This window comes from Algoriphagus winogradskyi (assembly GCF_900182815.1).
Classification (GTDB): Bacteria; Bacteroidota; Bacteroidia; order Cytophagales; family Cyclobacteriaceae; genus Algoriphagus; species Algoriphagus winogradskyi.
In genome coordinates, this window is sequence record NZ_FXUA01000001.1 from 468464 (window position 1) to 485468 (window position 17005).

The window sequence follows — 17005 nt, forward strand, 5'->3', positions numbered from 1 at the left end:
CCTACCCATGACCCAAAAACCTGCATTAGTCCCAAAGGAGCTTATCCTACCCTTTATCTTAATCACATCTCTTTTTGCCCTCTGGGGCTTTGCAAATGACATCACCAATCCCATGGTGGCTGCGTTTAAGAGAGTACTCGAACTGAATAATACCCAGGCCTCCTGGGTACAAATGGCTTTTTACGGAGGCTATTTTACAATGGCTTTGCCAGCTGCCTTCTTTATCAAAAAATATTCTTATAAAACTGGAATCTTACTCGGTCTAGGCCTTTACGGCTTTGGAGCATTGCTATTTTATCCAGCAGCAGCTTGGGAGAGTTATGGCTTTTTCCTGGCTTCACTGTACATTTTGACCTTTGGTTTAGCTTTCCTCGAAACCACTGCCAACCCCTATATCTTGTCCATGGGACCTGAGGCAACCGCAACTCAGCGGTTGAATTTAGCACAAGCATTTAACCCAATGGGAGCTTTGGCTGGATTATTTGTAGCCAAGCAATTTATATTAAATGCACTTCAATCGAATGCAACTGATGCGGACGGCAACATCATATTTTCCTCGCTTGATGAAGCCTCCAAAGCTGTAATTCGAACCGCCGATCTAATGGTGATTAGGAATCCCTATGTGATGCTGGGATTGGTGGTGATCGCGATTCTAGTGATCATTGCGATGGTCAAAATGCCAGAGAGCAAAGAGACAGGCAAAGTAGAATTCAAAGCTACTATGGGTCGCTTACTGAAAAACAGAAACTTCGTGGAAGGTACCCTTGCTCAAATGTTCTATGTGGGAGCTCAAATCATGGTTTGGACTTACATCTACCAATACGCAGAAGTACTTGGTATATCGAATGCCGATGCAGTTAATTATGGATATGCCGCATTGGTAATATTCTTAATCGGACGTTGGGTTTGTACCTTTTTGCTTCGCTACATCTCTCCTACTAAGTTGCTCAGCATCTTTTCTGTGCTGGCAATTATATTCACTGCTGGAGCGATTTTCCTTCCTAGAATGCCTGGGCTTTATTCCTTGGTAGCCATTTCTTTTGCCATGTCCCTGATGTTTCCTACTATCTACGGGATTGCATTGGATGGTTTGGGTGAAGACTCCAAATTTGCGGCCGCATATCTTGTGATGGCTATCGTGGGTGGTGCGATTATGCCTACACTGCAAGGAATGATTATGGATATTGGTGGAGTCGGGTATGACGATACATTGATTCTGGGCGTCCCAGAAGTTAACTTCTCCTTCATCCTTCCTCTTGCCTGCTTTGTGATGGTGTTGCTATTTAGTATTCGGGTAAAAAAGGTGGTAAAGTTGTAGTAATTGAAGGATTCTAAAATTGGAAAATTTGAAGATTATCCTGTCTGTATTTAAGAATCTTGTCTTGGTAAATATCGGCAGTAACCTGTAATCCATCGACAAAAATATAACGGTTAATTATTCTGAGTAAATCTATAGTAAACATGAAAACCCAAACCTATATTTTAATCTGTGATCTCAAAGACACTGAGGAAGCTAAGTTAGGCTATGACGAATGCCACAAGGCTGTCGCACCTGAAATCATTGAAAGTATCCGGGAGGCCGGAGTATTACAAATGACCATTTATCGCTGGGAAAACAGACTCACCATGATATTAGTGGCAGATGAGGAATTCTCATTTGAAAAGAAGGCGAAAATGGATTTAGCCAACCCACATGTGCAGGAATGGGAAAAATTCCTAAGTAACTACCAAACCAATTTGCCTGGAACACCAGAGAACTGGAGATGGGCACCCATGGATAAAGTTTTTGATTTTCACGCCTAAAATAAAACCTATGCAAAAGCCCTTTTTAGTATTCAGCCTAATCATGATAAGCATGATCGTAAATGCCCAAGAAATAATTCTTCCACTTTGGGAAGGCAACCCTCCACTTCAGAAAGATATGGGACTTGAGGAAAAGGCCATTGAAGAAGGAATCATAAGAATAGAAAATGTACAGATTCCCCAAATCGAAGTTTTCCTGCCAAGTAAGCAAATGCGCACGGGTCAAGCAGTGGTAATTTTTCCAGGAGGCGGATATCATATCTTGGCTTACGATTGGGAAGGAAGAGACTTTGCCAAATGGCTTAATACGCAGGGAATTGTAGGAATCGTAGTAAAATACAGACTTCCAGACTCCAAATCTCTCACAGATGCGAAAGAAGTTCCGCTACTTGATGCGCAGCGGGCAGTTCGCTTGGCTAGACATCATGCCGCAGAATGGATGATTGATCCAGGAAAAATTGGAGTTTTAGGGTTTTCCGCTGGTGGACACTTGGCTTCTACCGTTAGCACTCAGTATGAACATGAAGTCGATAGACCAAAAGACGCGATTGATGCACTTTCTGCTCGTCCAGATTTTTCGATCTTAGCCTATCCAGTGATCTCATTCCGAGATGCCAGCGCGCATTCTGGTTCCAGAAGAAATCTAATTGGTGAAAATGCCAGTCAGGAATTGATCGATCGTTTTTCGGGTGAATTGAATGTAACTGCTAATACACCACCAACCTTCTTGGTACATGCTCAAGACGACGCTGGGGTTCCTATTGAAAACAGTTTCCTTTACTACAATGCACTCCATGCGCACAAAGTACCAGCATCGCTGCATATCTACCCCAAGGGCGGTCATGGCTTCGGTTTTGGCTTAGGAAAAGGACCTGTTGACGGCTGGAGAGATGTGTTGTTGGATTGGCTTACTGATCTTAAATAAAATAGTTGGAAAGTGGTAAAGTTGTAAAGTTGGTCTGTCCAGACTGAGTGGAGACTAAGTCCTATCAAAATAGCTTCTTAATTACCCTTCGACTCCGCTCAGGGAGACAACATCCTACTTCTTACTACTTCACTTTACCACTTTCCAACTTCTGAACCTTACTGTTCATTAATCTTACAATCTGAATAAATGATAAAAGTTATAGCCTTTGATGCAGATGATACGCTTTGGGTGAATGAGCCATTTTTCCGGGAAGCTGAAGAAGAATTCGCCAGCTTGATGGAAGGGTTTATGCCAAGGCACAGTAGTATCAAAGAGCTTTACCTTACAGAAATCGGAAACCTGGGTCTTTACGGCTACGGGATCAAAGGCTTTATGCTCTCGATGATCCAAACAGCCTTACGGATTTCAGAACACAAAATTCCAGTTAAAGCGATTGACAAAATCTTAGAGATCGGATATGAAATGATGCAAAAGCCAGTTGAAATTCTCCCAGGTGTTGAGGAAGTTTTAGCTGAATTGCAGGGTGAGTATCGCCTGGTAATGGCTACCAAAGGTGATCTGGTGGATCAGGAGAAAAAGCTAAAGAAATCAGGCCTGGACCATTATTTCCATCACATAGAAATCATGAGCGAAAAGAAGGTGGCTGATTTCGCCAAACTCGTCCGACATCTTGATGTAGCACCTGAGGAATTTCTGATGATGGGAAACAGCTTGAAATCTGATGTCCTACCGGTATTGGAACTTGGAGGTCATGCCATTCATATCCCCTATCACATCACTTGGGAGCACGAGCGTATCGAGCACGAAGTCGAACATGACAATTTCTATCAGGCCGAGCATATCGCCCAGGTGGTGGAGATGATCAAAGCGATGTGAGGATTTTGAATTATTGATTTCGGGTTTAGGGTCTTAGGCTGCCCTCATCCGAAATCCTGCTATATCCTCGACTGATACGTATAAAGCTGATAATATCTTCCTTCCAGAGCAATAAGCTCATCATGTTGGCCACGCTCTACGATATTACCTTTTTCTACTACCAAGATCTGATCGGCCTGACGAATCGTGCTCAATCGGTGAGCAATCACGAATGTGGTCCTGCCCTTCATCAATTCCTTCAAGCTAGCCTGAATCAGCGTTTCTGATTCTGTATCCAAATTGGAGGTAGCCTCATCAAGAATCAAAATCCTAGGATCGGCCAAAATCGCTCTGGCAATAGCTATACGTTGTCTTTGTCCACCTGAGAGCTTTACACCTCTTTCACCGATTAAGGTATCTAGCCCATCCTCAAATCGATCCGTGAACTCCTGCACGTGGGCAGCCACCACTGCTTTTTGCAAATCTTCAAGACTGGCATTTGGCCTTGGGAAAAGTATATTCTCTCGGATTGTCCCTTCAAACAGAAAATCATCTTGCAAGACCACGCCTAGCCTGGAGCGAAAAGACTCTAAAGTTACAGTCTGCAGATCATATCCATCCAAGGTGATTTTACCTGAATCAGGATTTAAAAAAGTTGCAGCAAGACCAGCTATGGTTGTTTTTCCAGAACCTGAAGTTCCCACCAAAGCTGTCACCGAACCTGCAGGTGCATGAAAGTTTACCCCCTTGATCACTTCCTTATCTTCCTCATAGGCAAAGGACACGTTCTCAAATTTTATTTCTCCTTTGACCTCCTTCAAGGCTAAAGTTCTGGTACGATCATCAGCCTCGAGTGGTGTATTCATTATTTCCTCCGTACGATCCAATCCAGCAAAAGCCTCGGTAAGCTGAGAGCCAATATTGGACATCTGCACAATCGGTGCGATCATAAAACCTAGATATAGTGTGAATGCAAGAAAATCACCGAAGGTCATCTCGCCTTGCATAATCATATAACCACCCATTCCCATAATTCCAGCGGATGCCAAACCTAATAGCAATGCTCCCATCGAAGTCACAAAACTTGTTGCGGTCAAACTCGCCTTTACATTCTGGAAAAGCTCATCTACCCCGCTGGCAAAAGTCTTAATCTCCTGCTCCTCTGCATTGAATCCCTTGATCACCCGAATACCTCCCAGCGTCTCAGTAAGTCTGCCGGTTACTTGCGCATTGATCTTACCGCGTTCGCGAAAAATAGGACGAATTCTACCGAAAGCTTTTAAGGAAACTAAGCCAAATACTACCACTGGAAGTAGGACAAACAAGGTCATTTTTGGGCTTATGCTGATCAATAGGAAAAGTGAAACAATAGAGGTCAAAATTCCGCCAATCATCTGTGCAAAGCCTGTTCCTACCAGGTTTCTAACTCCTTCCACATCCGTCATGATTCGGGATACTAGCTCGCCTGTTTTCGCATTGTCAAAGAAGCGAATAGGTAGTTTGATGATATGTGCCTGAACCTGAGATCTCAACTTAGAAATCAAATTCTGGGCTTCTACACTTAGTATTTGCGTGAGTGCATAGGAAGTCGCCGACTGCACTACGATAGCCAAGACTACTCCGCCGATCAGCCATTTCAACATGGTCATATCATTGGAAGGAATGACATCATCGATCAGGATTTTACTTGCTCCAGGCAGCACTAAACTGGCCAGACGGGAGATGATAATTAAAAAGAGACCTAAAAATAAATGCTTTCTTCTGGGCCATATAATGGTCTTAAAGACCTGACCCATGGTCACTTTACGCTCTGCTTTTTTTGCCATGAAATAGTGTGTTAAGCCTGAAAAACCCATTAAACCCCTACTCAGTTCCAAATCGAAAGGAACTTAAGCTGTAAAAAGGCCATAATGCCCCTTGAGATACCCTTCCCTATTCCATTTTTTCGCTTAAATACTTCCAGTATCTTTTGGGAACATGCTGGATATGGAGCTTCATATTTTTACGGGATGGGATATTCGTACTTTTAAAATAGTCATGCCATAAGGTTTGAAATTCTAATTCCTCAGCTGCAAAATATTCAGAGGAGCTTTGTGTGGCATTAAAATTCTCTGGTAATGTTAATTGTATGATATCAACTGTTTCCAGATTATAATAAATTCCATATTCACGTTGAAGATCATAAATAACCCATTGTTGGTCTGCATATCGGCTCTTGAAATGCTTAGAAATAAGAGGTAAGACATTGAAATCCGGTTCAATAGTAGCAAAGTAAAACCCATCTTTTGTCAGGCGAAATCGGACAAAAGCTTCCATTCTATGCTTTTCTCTACCTACACTCTTGGCGATCTGCGTCACTTTCAGCACATCATCATTCCCAAAATCTGAATCTATCTGAATCTCACTTTTGAACAAATACTGAATATATCGCAATAAGAGATTTTCCACCTCTGGCTTTTCACTTAGAAAAGCATAATATATACGTGATTTGCCCGCTGCAGAGGATTTTTTCGAAATACCTTTCCATACTCGATCTGCTTTTAAAGGATCAGTCAGCACCTCTTTGATCGTCCCGAACAAAGAGTTCTGCGCAAAACCTTTTCTAAATATAGAAACCTGCTGTAATTTCAATTCAAACACCTCAAACACCGAGGTTAAAAACCCATCGAAACTACCGTCATAAACCAGTATAACATCCTGATCATTTACCATTTACCCGAACAAATTCATCTGTGGACTCAGGATTTTTTGATACTTACTGGTCGAATTTTGCAGAATAAGCGACTTCAATTGAGCCCCTGTCAAATCCCGGCGTTCAAAATCATTGGATGCACAAACAAGAAAATACTTAGCTCTATTGAGTGCCACTCCCATCCGCTGCAAGTGCTCCCAATTTAAGCTTCGAAAACGTCTTGCTTGAATGATTTTGTGGACTGACTTCATACCCAAACCGGGAATTCTTGCCAGCATATGTTTATCTGCTTTATTGACATCAACAGGGAAATGCCCCAAATTCCTGAGAGCCCAACCTAATTTTGGATCTACATCCAGATCCAGGTTTGGATGCTCATTATTCAGTATCTCGTGTACATCAAACCCATAAAACCGCATTAACCAATCCGTCTGATACAACCTATTTTCCCGTAGCATAGGTACCGCGGTACCTAGTTGCGGAAGGCGGTTGTCATTGCTGATAGGAATATATCCTGAGTAATACACACGCTTCAATTCAAACTTTTTGTAGAAGTAATCTGATGTCCACATGATTTGCTGATCGCTTTCACCACTGGCACCGATGATCATCTGCGTGCTTTGCCCAGCCGGGGCAAACTTAGGCGTGCTTTTGATAAGTTTCTTTTCTGAGTTGTACTGAATGATTTCATTCTTCACCTTAATCATTGGTTTGATGAAATCTTCGCGATTTTTATCTGGAGCAAGTAATTTCAAACCTTCCTTAGTAGGTATCTCAATATTCACACTTAGGCGATCGGCATACAAACCAGCTTCTTTCATCAATTCATCCGAAGCTCCAGGAATTGATTTGAGGTGAATATATCCGTTAAAATTCTCTTCTAATCTCAACTTTTTGGCGACAGCCACCAGTCGCTCCATGGTGTAATCAGCACTTTTGAAAATCCCCGAACTCAGGAATAAGCCCTCAATATAATTGCGGCGATAAAAATTAATAGTCAAATCCACCACTTCCTGCACCTGAAAAGCAGCCCGCTTAATATCATTACTTTTTCTTGTCACACAATAAGCACAATCGAAAATGCAGTGATTGGTCAGCAGAATTTTCAATAAAGAAACGCATCGCCCATCTTCGGTGTATGAGTGACAGATCCCCATACCAGTAGCATCTCCAAGCCCCTTAGTTGCATTGCTTCTATTGCTCCCACTTGAAGAACAAGAGACGTCGTATTTTGCAGCGTCAGCGAGTATTTTTAATTTTTCTTGTGTGCGTTCAAAGGACATAGGCCGAACTTATCAAATATGAATGGGGAATGAATTAATTAACACTTCACCAGCGGGACGCTGCGAAAATTGCTATAATGGGTTGATAAGCTTAAGCAATAGTATGCAGCTACGAAATTGTGTAAAATCACATTGCATAGCACAACCTTCTCTCTCTAGCGTATTCTAAATCCGAATTGTTAAAACGAGAGGCTTGTGTTTTTGGTTCTTGCATTCCATCGCCTCACTCATGTTTTTTAAGCTTATATAGAGCGTACTATGACATAGATTGTCAGACTTCGGATTTAGTCAAGTCTACTCCTTAAAATGAGTCATTGATAAATAGAATTAGGATCATCTACTTCTTTGCCAGTGATTTGATTTTGGTTCGGAAAGCTCCACTTCCCATCTGTCAAATCAGCTACGAACTTCAATTAGTCAACTACTATAATTGGGAACAATCCAATGCGTATTATATGTGTGAAGGGCAAATTGGCTACCCCAGAGCTAAAAAAAATTAGGTATTATTGTTCTATAATTTTAAATCAAAAAAACACCTAATGATCCGCCGCTCATTTTTTAAAAAAAGCACCACAGCCTTAATGGGACTTGGACTGTCCACAACATCCTTTGCTACAACCAAAGAAAAGAACCCAAGCGAACCGATTAAGACAGCACTAACTATAGACCAGCAAAAAGTAAGCTTTTATGCTGAGCAAATCTCTGAGTCGCTTCGGGTGGTTCATATTGCCGACACACATCTATTTACCGATGATGAAAGAGGGATTCCCTACCAAGAATATAGTAATCGAATGGCAAAGGCTTATAACCAAACCACTCACTTTCAAACAGGTATAAAAACTAATCCAGAGGAATCCTTCGAACAAACGCTGGCCTTTGCAAAAGAGGTGAATGCAGATGCTATAATTTTGAATGGGGATATTTTCAGTTTCCCCTCTGAAGCAGCCATAGAATGGGTGCTATCTAAAATAAAGGAAACTGGCATCCCCTTCATTTATAGCGCAGGAAACCATGATTGGCATTATGAAGGAATGGAAGGTTCCATGGAGTCTTTGCGGGACAGTTGGATTGAGAAGCGGCTATTACCCTTATATCAAGGCAATAACCCCTTAATGTCTGCTTATGAGATTAAAGGAATACGATTTTTGGCGATTGACAATTCTACCTACCAAATCAATGAGCAACAGTTGGCCTTTTTTAGAGAACAGGTTGCCAGTAAAATGCCCTTGGTTTTACTTGTTCACATTCCGATGTATGCTCCTGGAAAAATGATTTATTTTGGTTGTGGCAACCCTAACTGGGGAGCTGCCACGGATCGCAATTTTGAAATAGAAAGGCGTCCTAAATGGCCGGAAGGTGGACATACCCAAACGACATTTAATTTTCACAAGGAAGTATTTAATGCACCAAACTTATTAGGCGTCTTTGCAGGACATACCCATCAAAATTCGGTAGAACTAATCAATGGAAAACCCCAAGTAGTGAGCGATGATAATGCGAGTGGAGGTTATTTAGATATCAACTTTAAACCTATGGAAGAGCATGATAGAAAGGTACTGGGATAGCTGAAGCTATTGCTGTCAACCTGCGTAAACAAAAAACCGAAAGCTATTAAAATTCATCCATTCACCTTCTGGAAAAACACAAAAACACCTATTAGTAGCGGTCTGCAGAGGTATCAGATAGCGAGAGTAAATCAGGATTAGGAAAGTCCTGAACCAGTCCATTCAAAATTAGAATTTATTGCGCATAGGATTGGAAAACTTTGCGACGTTCAGGAGCAACGAAGATATTTTCAAGTCATTCCAATTTATATGAAATTCAAACTAATTAGAGGAGAGCATAAAATAAAATGGAGCATAAAAATAATAAATCGGATACCATTATCTTAAAAGCGGGCGAAGGCAGAACGTATAACTGCGGGTCAATGACAGCTGTATTTAAGGTAGATGAAAACGAAAGTGATGACAAATACAGTATTTCGGAATGGTGGCTTGAACCAAACTCTGATGGACCTGGTGCTCACCAACACGAGGACAATGATGAAGTGTTTTATGGAATTGAAGGAACAACCTCCATACTGGTTGGAAACAAATGGGTAGATGTCGAAAAAGGAACTTTTTTAAGAATACCGGCAAAAACTATTCACGACTTTGCAAACAAGACAACAGAAATGTGTGGAGTTCTTAACTTCTTTATCCCGGGTGGTTTTGAGAGAAATATGCCTTCAATTGTCAAGTGGTTTGAAAAAAATAAATAAACAACAACCCGCTAGTCTATTGAACGGTCTTAAGTCATAAGCCCACCGTGCGTCTCTCACATCACCCTACAATGGCCTTCCCGAAGCAGGTAGTCGCTCTTGGCACCAGCTTTCCCTTACCAATTACATTTAAGATAAGGCTATGCAAAGGGTCTACAGGATATTTTCTGATCACTCAAACTTTCACGGTAAATCATACAGATAACGATCTTCCCTAGTTCCTTAGTTTCGGATACCAGCCTACCCTTATTTTAATCGTGAATTCCGCGTTTAAAGCACTTTCTTCACGATTTATTTATATTCTATAATGTTCATGAATGCTCCGCATTTCACCCGTTGGAACGATCATCTTTTTGGTATATATTCACTATTCAAGGCAGATGTTAACTACCTAAATGGTGGCGTGGCAACTTAAAAATGAAATCATTATCACTCAAATCAGGCCTAACACACAAAGTATTAGTTTCAAAATCCCTCGCAAGCCAAAGCCAGCTAGATTGGTGGGTATTGTATAAACCGACACAGTAGCAACAAATAATTCATAAGAAAGAAATGAAATTAATTTATAGACCTATGACGGCAGACGACTGGACAAACGTTGCTGAAATATATAGACAAGGTATTGAAACAGGCAACGCAACCTTTCAGCAAGAAATACCTACTTGGGACGAGTGGAACAACGGACATATTAAATCCTGTAGAATTGTTGCAGAAATTGACAATGAAATTGTTGGTTGGGCGGCTCTATCTGCAGTTTCTGGACGATGTGTTTATGCTGGTGTTGCCGAAGTTAGTGTTTACGTCGCTAACAAATATCGTGGACAAAAAATAGGAACTAAATTACTTGAGAAATTAATTACTGAAAGTGAAAACGAAAAACTATGGACATTGCAGGCAAGCATATTTCCTGAAAATATTGCAAGTTTAAAAATTCATGAAGAACACGGATTTAGAAAAATTGGACATAGAGAAAAAATAGGTAAAATGAATGGAATATGGCGAGACACCGTATTATTAGAACGCAGAAGTAGAATAATTGGAATTGATTAAAAAAACTACGAACTGTCAATCGTTATCTTGACTAGGACCTCTCCCCCTCACTGTAGGTACGGATCAAAAAAAGCCTCTTGATTTCTCAAGAGGCTGTAAGTATGGTTTTTCAATTACTGATTACTTTGTTTTTGGAAGTACGTTTGAAATCAGAGAAACTTTTTCTATTGGCTCAGAAGCATTGGAATAGATCCTCACAACTGAATTCTGCTTGCCCATTTTTCCAGCAGAATTGAAGGAAACTTTGATCTCAGAAGATTTACCTGGAGCGATTGGCTCCTTAGGCCAGCTTGTGGCAGTACATCCACAGGTGACTGCGACATTTGAAATAATCAGTGGAGTGGTTCCAGAATTTGTCAATTCAAAGGTATGCTCTACTTTATCTCCCTGCGTGATATCACCAAAATCTATAGATTTTTCTTTGAAAGTAATTACCGCGCCACTTTGTTCCTGAGCGTTTGCATTAAATGCAAACACCAAAGCAAATACAGTTAATAGAAATCCTAATTTTTTCATCTGTTATATATTTTATTTTCAATGGTCATATGAACTCTCACATGGTTTATGACTATCCTACTGTGTGACGATAACTGCCATGCTCGATTTCATGGCTATTATTTGGTCTTCAAATATTCAATTTTTTGTATCAACTTCAAAATAACGGATTTTAAAGCTGTTGGATGTATTAAAATGAAAATACCTTGCCAAAAGTTTATTAAATGCAGATTTAATTTAAAAACTTTCCAAATCAGAACCCTCTATCTCTTTTGGTTTTACGAAAAAAACTGGTGCGAAATTCACAAGATAGAGTTCTTCTGTAGCTCTAGTCATCGCAGTATACAGCCACCTTGTAAAATCCTTATCGACCTGATTTTCTGGAAGATACCCCTGATCTACAAAAACAGCTTTCCACTGTCCACCTTGAGCTTTATGGCAAGTCAATGCATAAGCAAACTTGATTTGCAAGGCATTTAGAAAAGGATCTTTCCTTATCAATTCCTTTCGCTCTACTTTGCTGGCGACATCCGCATAATCTTCCGATACCTGCTGATACAAGCTTCTATACTGCTCGCGAGTCAAAGAAGGACTGGGAGAATATAGCGTATCAAGGATCACTTTAGCCTCAAAGTGGGGCTCTTCTGGATAATCCAACAACCTCAGCTCCAAGGTTGCAAATCGCAAACCGTAGAATTCTTCAAAAGAGCGGATTTTCATTACCTCAGCCATATCACCATTAGCCAGAAAATTCACCTTTTCCGACTCAGCCATATAGGTATAATTATTCTTAACTATCATCAGCAAATCTCCTGAGCTTATTTCATCATCAAAAAAATGGATGGTACGCCTGATGTAGAGGTTGTATTGGACCGCAGCTTTATTGGAACGGGTGATGATGGTCGTGTTCTCTGTACTAAACTTATCATACGCATACCTCAATCCATCCTCCAGACGCTCTCCGGTCATTTTAAACATATCTTTAAATTGACTGGTACTGATCTGTATCTCCTGCTTCTCCAGCTGCAACTGATGCCGGAGGTTAGTGGCATTATATAGAATCCCTGATTCTAATCGCTGACGCATTACTTCTGTCAGTTCGATAAAGTCAGCTTCCAGGCGAAAATGTCTCAATAGATAATCTGCTTCCAACGCAGGACTAAAATCACTACCCACAGGAGGTAATTGCGCAGTATCTCCAACCAAGATCAATCGATTATTTTGCCCATGGAAAACAAAGCTGATCAAATCCCCGAGCAGATTTCCTGACATTCCTCCATCATCTGCCAGCATGGAGGATTCGTCTATGATAAAGACGGTGTCCTTGTAATAATTCTTTTGAAGAATAAATCCTCCACCCAAACTTCCATCTTCCGCCTTGGGTTTATAAATAATCTTATGAATGGTGTATGCAGCACGTCCGCTGTAATTACTCATAACTTTTGCCGCACGTCCAGTTGGAGCAAGCAAAAGGGAACGCATGGATAATTTGGGAAGTGCTTTCACTAAAGCAGAAATAACAGAAGTCTTCCCCGTACCGGCATACCCACGTAAGACGAAAGTCGGCTTTTGCTCAGGCTCCATAAGAAGAAACTTATTCATCTTAGAGAAAAAGGTAGCCTGACCTGTGGTAGGCTCAAAAGGGAAATATTTACTCAGCAATGTCGAGGGTCTCGGCAGTGACTCATTATCTTTACTCATACAAACGAATGTAAATGCCAAAAGACAAAATCAGCAAGGAAATCGAATCAAAGTTTGGAAATCAACTCAGATCACGTGTAAATGGTATTTTGATAGAGGAAGAAAAAATCTTGATGATCAAACATTTAATGGGAAACGGCAGAGTACTATGGTCTGTACCAGGCGGTGGAATGCATTTTGGATTTAGTGCTTCAGAAAATTTAAAACGAGAGTTTTCTGAGGAAACTGGCTTAGATGTAGAAGTAAAAGCCTATCTTTTCGTTAACGAATACCTGGCAACACCACTTCACGCGATGGAACATTTCTTTCTCGTGGAGAAAATTGGAGGGAAATTCACACTAGGAACGGATCCTGAGCTTTATCCAGATTCTCAAATTATCGAAGAAATCAGGTGGATGGACATAAATGAAATCCGATCATTGCCTAATGAAGCCCTTCATCAAATCTTTTGGGGAATAAAATCACTAGAGGACTTAGTATTGTTGCGAGGATATTTTAATTTTGGAAATAATTCTCTAAAATAGCACGATTTATAACCTTCAACCTTACCCAGATTCTTAAAAATTTATCAAATGAATTTATCAAAAGTACTATCCTTGGTCTTCTTCGTAGTGGCAATTGGTCTTGGCTACCTTCTCTGGAAAGGTGTTGACGACGTAGTTGAGGACGAAAAAAGAATTGCACGTACAGAGGCAGCAATAATCGAAAAATTACAAATGCTAAGAGATGCAGAACTCGCATTTCAAGCTTCTAATGGAAGGTATGCTGCAAACTGGAATGAATTAAAGAATTTCATCCAAACTGGTCAAATCTGGCTTGTACAAAGAACTGAAACTACTAAGGTGCTAGATTATGGCGCAGAAGAAGTATCAGTAGAGTTCGATACTTTGGGTTCTGTACCTGTTATTGATTCTTTATTTAATGAAAGAAAATATCCTGATTTCAACCTTGACGCCTTGGTAATAGTACCAGGTTCTGGAGGGAAACAGTTTGAATTCTTTGCAGACAAGGTGGAAAGAAACTCCTATGAAATCTCTGTATTTGAGATTAGAGATCCTGCTCCAATCAACCCAGATAGAAGACTTAACAATAATGAGAAAGCTCTGAAAGTAGGTTCAAGAACAGACGCCTCTACCGAAGGTAACTGGAAATAAAACCTCCTATTTTGGAAAGTAACCTCAAAGTATTCAAAAGTGATAGGTTTGATGTGGAAGATGCATCAAGCCTATCACTTTTTTTGTATCCCGATTCTTTATTCATCTTCGCGAAGGATAAGAACAATACAAATATTTGTATCCACGAATATTTGAATTTCAACTGGAATTCATTAGAACAGCTGGTGATATCTGATCACTTGTTGAAAAATGACATTCCTGCTACGATCTATCTACATCATCCTATTTTTAGCCTAGTTCCGGGAGTTTTATTCCAACCTGGTGAAGAGGCTACCTATTTGTCGTTTGCAAGCGAACAACATACTAACACAAGCTATTTCAACACACCTCTGGACAGCAATAACCTTCAGGTTTTATCTGGAATAGAAGGAAAACTGAAAAAATCTCTTCAAGCACGTTTTTCAGAATTGACTTTTCATCATGGTTCTGTATCCTTTTTATCTTATCTCTTCAAAGAGAGGTTCAATTTGATTGGACAGGAAATTTTGATCAGCATATTTGGAAATCAAATTTATGCTGCAGCTTTTTCGAACCAAGAACTTACTGCTTTCAACATGTTCTCTATAGATTCTAATGCAGATATCTTGAAGTATGCATTGATTTTCATTGAGCAATTGAAATTTGATAGAAATCACGTACGCATCAGCCTTTTTGGGGCTACTTCTGAAAGCGGGATTACTGAAGAATGGGGAAAAGAATATTTTCATCATTTTAGACTCCTGAGTCCTCATGCCAATCAAAATTACACGCATGGTTTCAAACATTTGAAATCTGTCAATCTATTTGAAACTAATTGGCAATTTGATTAAGCAAAATACTCATGAGTCAAGTGAATAAAGAAACTATTGACATGAAAAAAATAGCCATTTTCCCTGGTTCCTTTGATCCTTATACACTTGGTCATCACGACATAGTGATGAGGAGTCTAAACTTGTTTGACGAAGTAATTATCGGAATTGGCTATAACTCTACTAAAAAATCCAGGTATTTTGAAATAGATGATATGGTGAATAAGGTGGAGAGTGTGTATGAAAACATTCCTGGAGTAAAAGTGATTGTCTACAACGAACTTACCTCCACCCTAGCCAAAAAGCATGACGCTAAATTTCTAATTAGGGGATTGAGAAATACTACCGATTTTGAGTACGAAAATACGATTAGTCAAATGAATCGCTACCTCAATGCTGAATTGGAGACGGTATTTCTGATTACCTCTCCAAGATATGCTGCGATTAGTTCGACCATTATTCGGGAAGTTCATCGATTCGGCGGAGACGTCACCGAATTCCTTCCTTATAATGTCTGAGGTTTCAGGTGGCTCTTTATAAATTGCTTGAAGAGATACCGCATCGAAGGATAGGAATTGATTAAGGCTATTTTTGCATCAGCCTCAAAAAACCATCTGATATCATCTATTCCCTCTTCTTTTTGCGGCGTCATGTCGACATCGCTGACGCAATCCATCTCAAACCAATAGGTCTTCTTTAGGATGCTTTTTCTGTCTTGGGTGTAGGTATGCCAAGTATTGCAGATCTTCTTGCCCGCTTTCACTTTCACAGCACACTCCTCTTCCACTTCACGTAAAGCACATTGCTTTGGAGTCTCTCCTTTTTCAAATTTTCCTTTAGGGAAATCCCACTTCCCTAATCTAAAAATGAGGAGCATTTTATCCTTTTTGGATACGATACCGCCTGCAGCTTTAATAATTGAAAAACGACTCTTTACAAACTTTTTCAGTGCTGCTTTATCCTTAGTCACCAAAGTGATCGAATCCAGATCTTTGAGCTTTCTGGTGCGCAGGATATACAATAACCTAATGATCAAATCATGCGAAGGCTCATGAAAAAGCACATCATCTTTCCAAGGCAAATGTGCAGGAAGCTCCTCCATATCAGAATAAACTGTTTCGTAAGACTTAGAAGGGTTCAATTCTTCGTAGCTTATCAGATCAAAAGGTTTGTCATTCACAAAGATTCTCATGATGAATCAAAGATTTTGGCGTGGTTGCAATTAGTCAAAAGTGCATATTTTTTTCACTTGCTACAACCTTAGGCTAAGTTTATCTCTTATTTTTGCTACATGGAAATTTTAGACGCGAATGTAGCTGCTGAAGTAGCTGATAAATTATTGGAGATTCAGGCGATAAGACTTCAACCTGAAAAACCTTTCACCTGGGCTTCAGGCTGGAAATCCCCTATTTATTGTGACAACAGACTTTCATTGTCTTTTCCAAAGGTTCGCACCATGATCAAAGAGCAGTTGATCAGGAGCATTCAACATTATTTCCCAACTGTGGAAGCAATTGCAGGAGTAGCTACCGCTGGTATTCCCCAAGGAGCTTTACTTGCCAATGATCTTGATTTGCCATTCATCTATGTACGCTCGAAAGCAAAAGGCCATGGAATGGAGAACATGATAGAAGGAAAGGTGGTACCGGGCCAAAAGGTAGTGGTGGTAGAAGACTTGGTCTCAACAGGGGGAAGTTCTCTCAAAGCAACGCAAGATTTGTTAGACGCAGGGTTTGAGGTACTGGGAATGGTGGCCATTTTCAGCTACGGATTTGATGTGGCTACTCAAAACTTCGATAAGGCAGGTGTGAAACTTGTTTGCCTTAGTCATTATGAAGCCATGCTCCCTATGGCTGTGCAGAGAAAATACATTACAGATGATACACTGGAGTCTCTTTCGGAATGGAGAAAAGACCCATCGGTTTGGAAGCAATAAGCTATAGAAATAAAAAAATGGCAGTGAGAAATCACTGCC

18 protein-coding genes are annotated in these 17005 nt (G+C 40.3%); 12 read left to right on the forward strand and 6 right to left on the reverse strand.

The genetic code is table 11. The features are described from left to right. Window positions 1–7 precede the first annotated feature (7 nt). From fucP to QOL76_RS02035, 4 genes are all read left to right on the forward strand, one after another. Window positions 8–1318 (forward strand): L-fucose:H+ symporter permease, encoded by a 1311-nt coding sequence (fucP, locus tag QOL76_RS02020; RefSeq protein ID WP_283411353.1) that lies wholly within the window; start codon window positions 8–10, stop codon window positions 1316–1318. A gap of 143 nt (window positions 1319–1461) precedes the next feature. Beyond that, entirely contained in the window at window positions 1462–1803 is a 342-nt protein-coding gene (locus QOL76_RS02025) for an L-rhamnose mutarotase (RefSeq protein WP_283411354.1), read from the forward strand. Between the two features lie 10 nt (window positions 1804–1813). Next, the gene (locus QOL76_RS02030) at window positions 1814–2728 is read left to right on the forward strand and encodes an alpha/beta hydrolase (protein ID WP_283411355.1); all 915 of its coding nucleotides are present in this window, start codon (window positions 1814–1816) and stop codon (window positions 2726–2728) included. A gap of 189 nt (window positions 2729–2917) precedes the next feature. Continuing rightward, entirely contained in the window at window positions 2918–3607 is a 690-nt protein-coding gene (locus QOL76_RS02035; protein WP_283411356.1) for an HAD family hydrolase, read from the forward strand. Between the two features lie 59 nt (window positions 3608–3666). Here the strand turns inward: QOL76_RS02035 and QOL76_RS02040 are convergent, their stop codons facing one another. The 3 genes from QOL76_RS02040 to QOL76_RS02050 all read right to left on the reverse strand — a co-directional run bounded on the left by QOL76_RS02040 (window position 3667) and on the right by QOL76_RS02050 (window position 7561). Continuing rightward, on the reverse strand, window positions 3667–5412 hold the full coding sequence (locus tag QOL76_RS02040; protein WP_283411357.1) for an ABC transporter ATP-binding protein: 1746 nt from the start codon (window positions 5410–5412) through the stop codon (window positions 3667–3669). A gap of 106 nt (window positions 5413–5518) precedes the next feature. Next, a complete protein-coding gene (locus QOL76_RS02045) occupies window positions 5519–6298 on the reverse strand; it encodes a TIGR03915 family putative DNA repair protein (protein WP_283411358.1) in 780 nt (259 codons plus the stop codon). Continuing rightward, entirely contained in the window at window positions 6299–7561 is a 1263-nt protein-coding gene (locus tag QOL76_RS02050) for a putative DNA modification/repair radical SAM protein (protein ID WP_283411359.1), read from the reverse strand. A gap of 539 nt (window positions 7562–8100) precedes the next feature. Here QOL76_RS02050 and QOL76_RS02055 point away from each other — a divergent pair. The 3 genes from QOL76_RS02055 (at window position 8101) to QOL76_RS02065 (ending at window position 10871) form a co-directional block, all read left to right on the forward strand. Further along, a complete protein-coding gene (locus tag QOL76_RS02055) occupies window positions 8101–9126 on the forward strand; it encodes a metallophosphoesterase family protein (protein WP_283411360.1) in 1026 nt (341 codons plus the stop codon). Between the two features lie 362 nt (window positions 9127–9488). Continuing rightward, entirely contained in the window at window positions 9489–9821 is a 333-nt protein-coding gene (locus QOL76_RS02060) for a cupin domain-containing protein (protein ID WP_283411361.1), read from the forward strand. A 552-nt stretch (window positions 9822–10373) separates the two neighbouring features. Further along, the gene (locus tag QOL76_RS02065; protein ID WP_283411362.1) at window positions 10374–10871 is read left to right on the forward strand and encodes a GNAT family N-acetyltransferase; all 498 of its coding nucleotides are present in this window, start codon (window positions 10374–10376) and stop codon (window positions 10869–10871) included. Window positions 10872–10991: 120 nt separating this feature from the next. On the opposite strand, the gene QOL76_RS02070 is transcribed toward QOL76_RS02065, so the two are convergent. Beyond that, window positions 10992–11387 (reverse strand): DUF1573 domain-containing protein, encoded by a 396-nt coding sequence (locus tag QOL76_RS02070; RefSeq protein WP_283411363.1) that lies wholly within the window; start codon window positions 11385–11387, stop codon window positions 10992–10994. Window positions 11388–11603: 216 nt separating this feature from the next. Further along, window positions 11604–13067 (reverse strand): ATP-dependent DNA helicase, encoded by a 1464-nt coding sequence (locus tag QOL76_RS02075; protein WP_283411364.1) that lies wholly within the window; start codon window positions 13065–13067, stop codon window positions 11604–11606. A gap of 14 nt (window positions 13068–13081) precedes the next feature. Between QOL76_RS02075 and QOL76_RS02080 the strand changes: the two genes are divergently transcribed. The 4 genes from QOL76_RS02080 to coaD are packed head-to-tail and all read left to right on the forward strand — an operon-like array spanning window position 13082 to window position 15548. Further along, on the forward strand, window positions 13082–13591 hold the full coding sequence (locus QOL76_RS02080) for an NUDIX domain-containing protein (RefSeq protein ID WP_283411365.1): 510 nt from the start codon (window positions 13082–13084) through the stop codon (window positions 13589–13591). 48 nt (window positions 13592–13639) lie between these two features. Continuing rightward, window positions 13640–14221, forward strand: coding sequence for a hypothetical protein (locus tag QOL76_RS02085; RefSeq protein ID WP_283411366.1), 582 nt, complete (start codon window positions 13640–13642; stop codon window positions 14219–14221). A gap of 11 nt (window positions 14222–14232) precedes the next feature. Beyond that, complete coding sequence (locus tag QOL76_RS02090) at window positions 14233–15051, forward strand: DUF3822 family protein (RefSeq protein WP_283411367.1); 819 nt, start codon at window positions 14233–14235, stop codon at window positions 15049–15051. A 41-nt stretch (window positions 15052–15092) separates the two neighbouring features. Then, window positions 15093–15548 (forward strand): pantetheine-phosphate adenylyltransferase, encoded by a 456-nt coding sequence (gene coaD / locus QOL76_RS02095; protein ID WP_283411368.1) that lies wholly within the window; start codon window positions 15093–15095, stop codon window positions 15546–15548. On the opposite strand, the gene QOL76_RS02100 is transcribed toward coaD, so the two are convergent. Next, window positions 15536–16222 carry an NUDIX hydrolase gene (locus QOL76_RS02100; protein ID WP_283411369.1) on the reverse strand — a complete coding sequence of 229 codons (687 nt, stop codon included), beginning with the start codon at window positions 16220–16222 and terminating at the stop codon, window positions 15536–15538. The two genes, coaD and QOL76_RS02100, sit on opposite strands and share 13 nt — an antisense overlap. Before the next feature lie 99 nt (window positions 16223–16321). Between QOL76_RS02100 and pyrE the strand changes: the two genes are divergently transcribed. Further along, a complete protein-coding gene (gene pyrE, locus QOL76_RS02105) occupies window positions 16322–16966 on the forward strand; it encodes an orotate phosphoribosyltransferase (protein ID WP_283411370.1) in 645 nt (214 codons plus the stop codon). The last annotated feature ends 39 nt before the right edge of the window (window positions 16967–17005 follow it).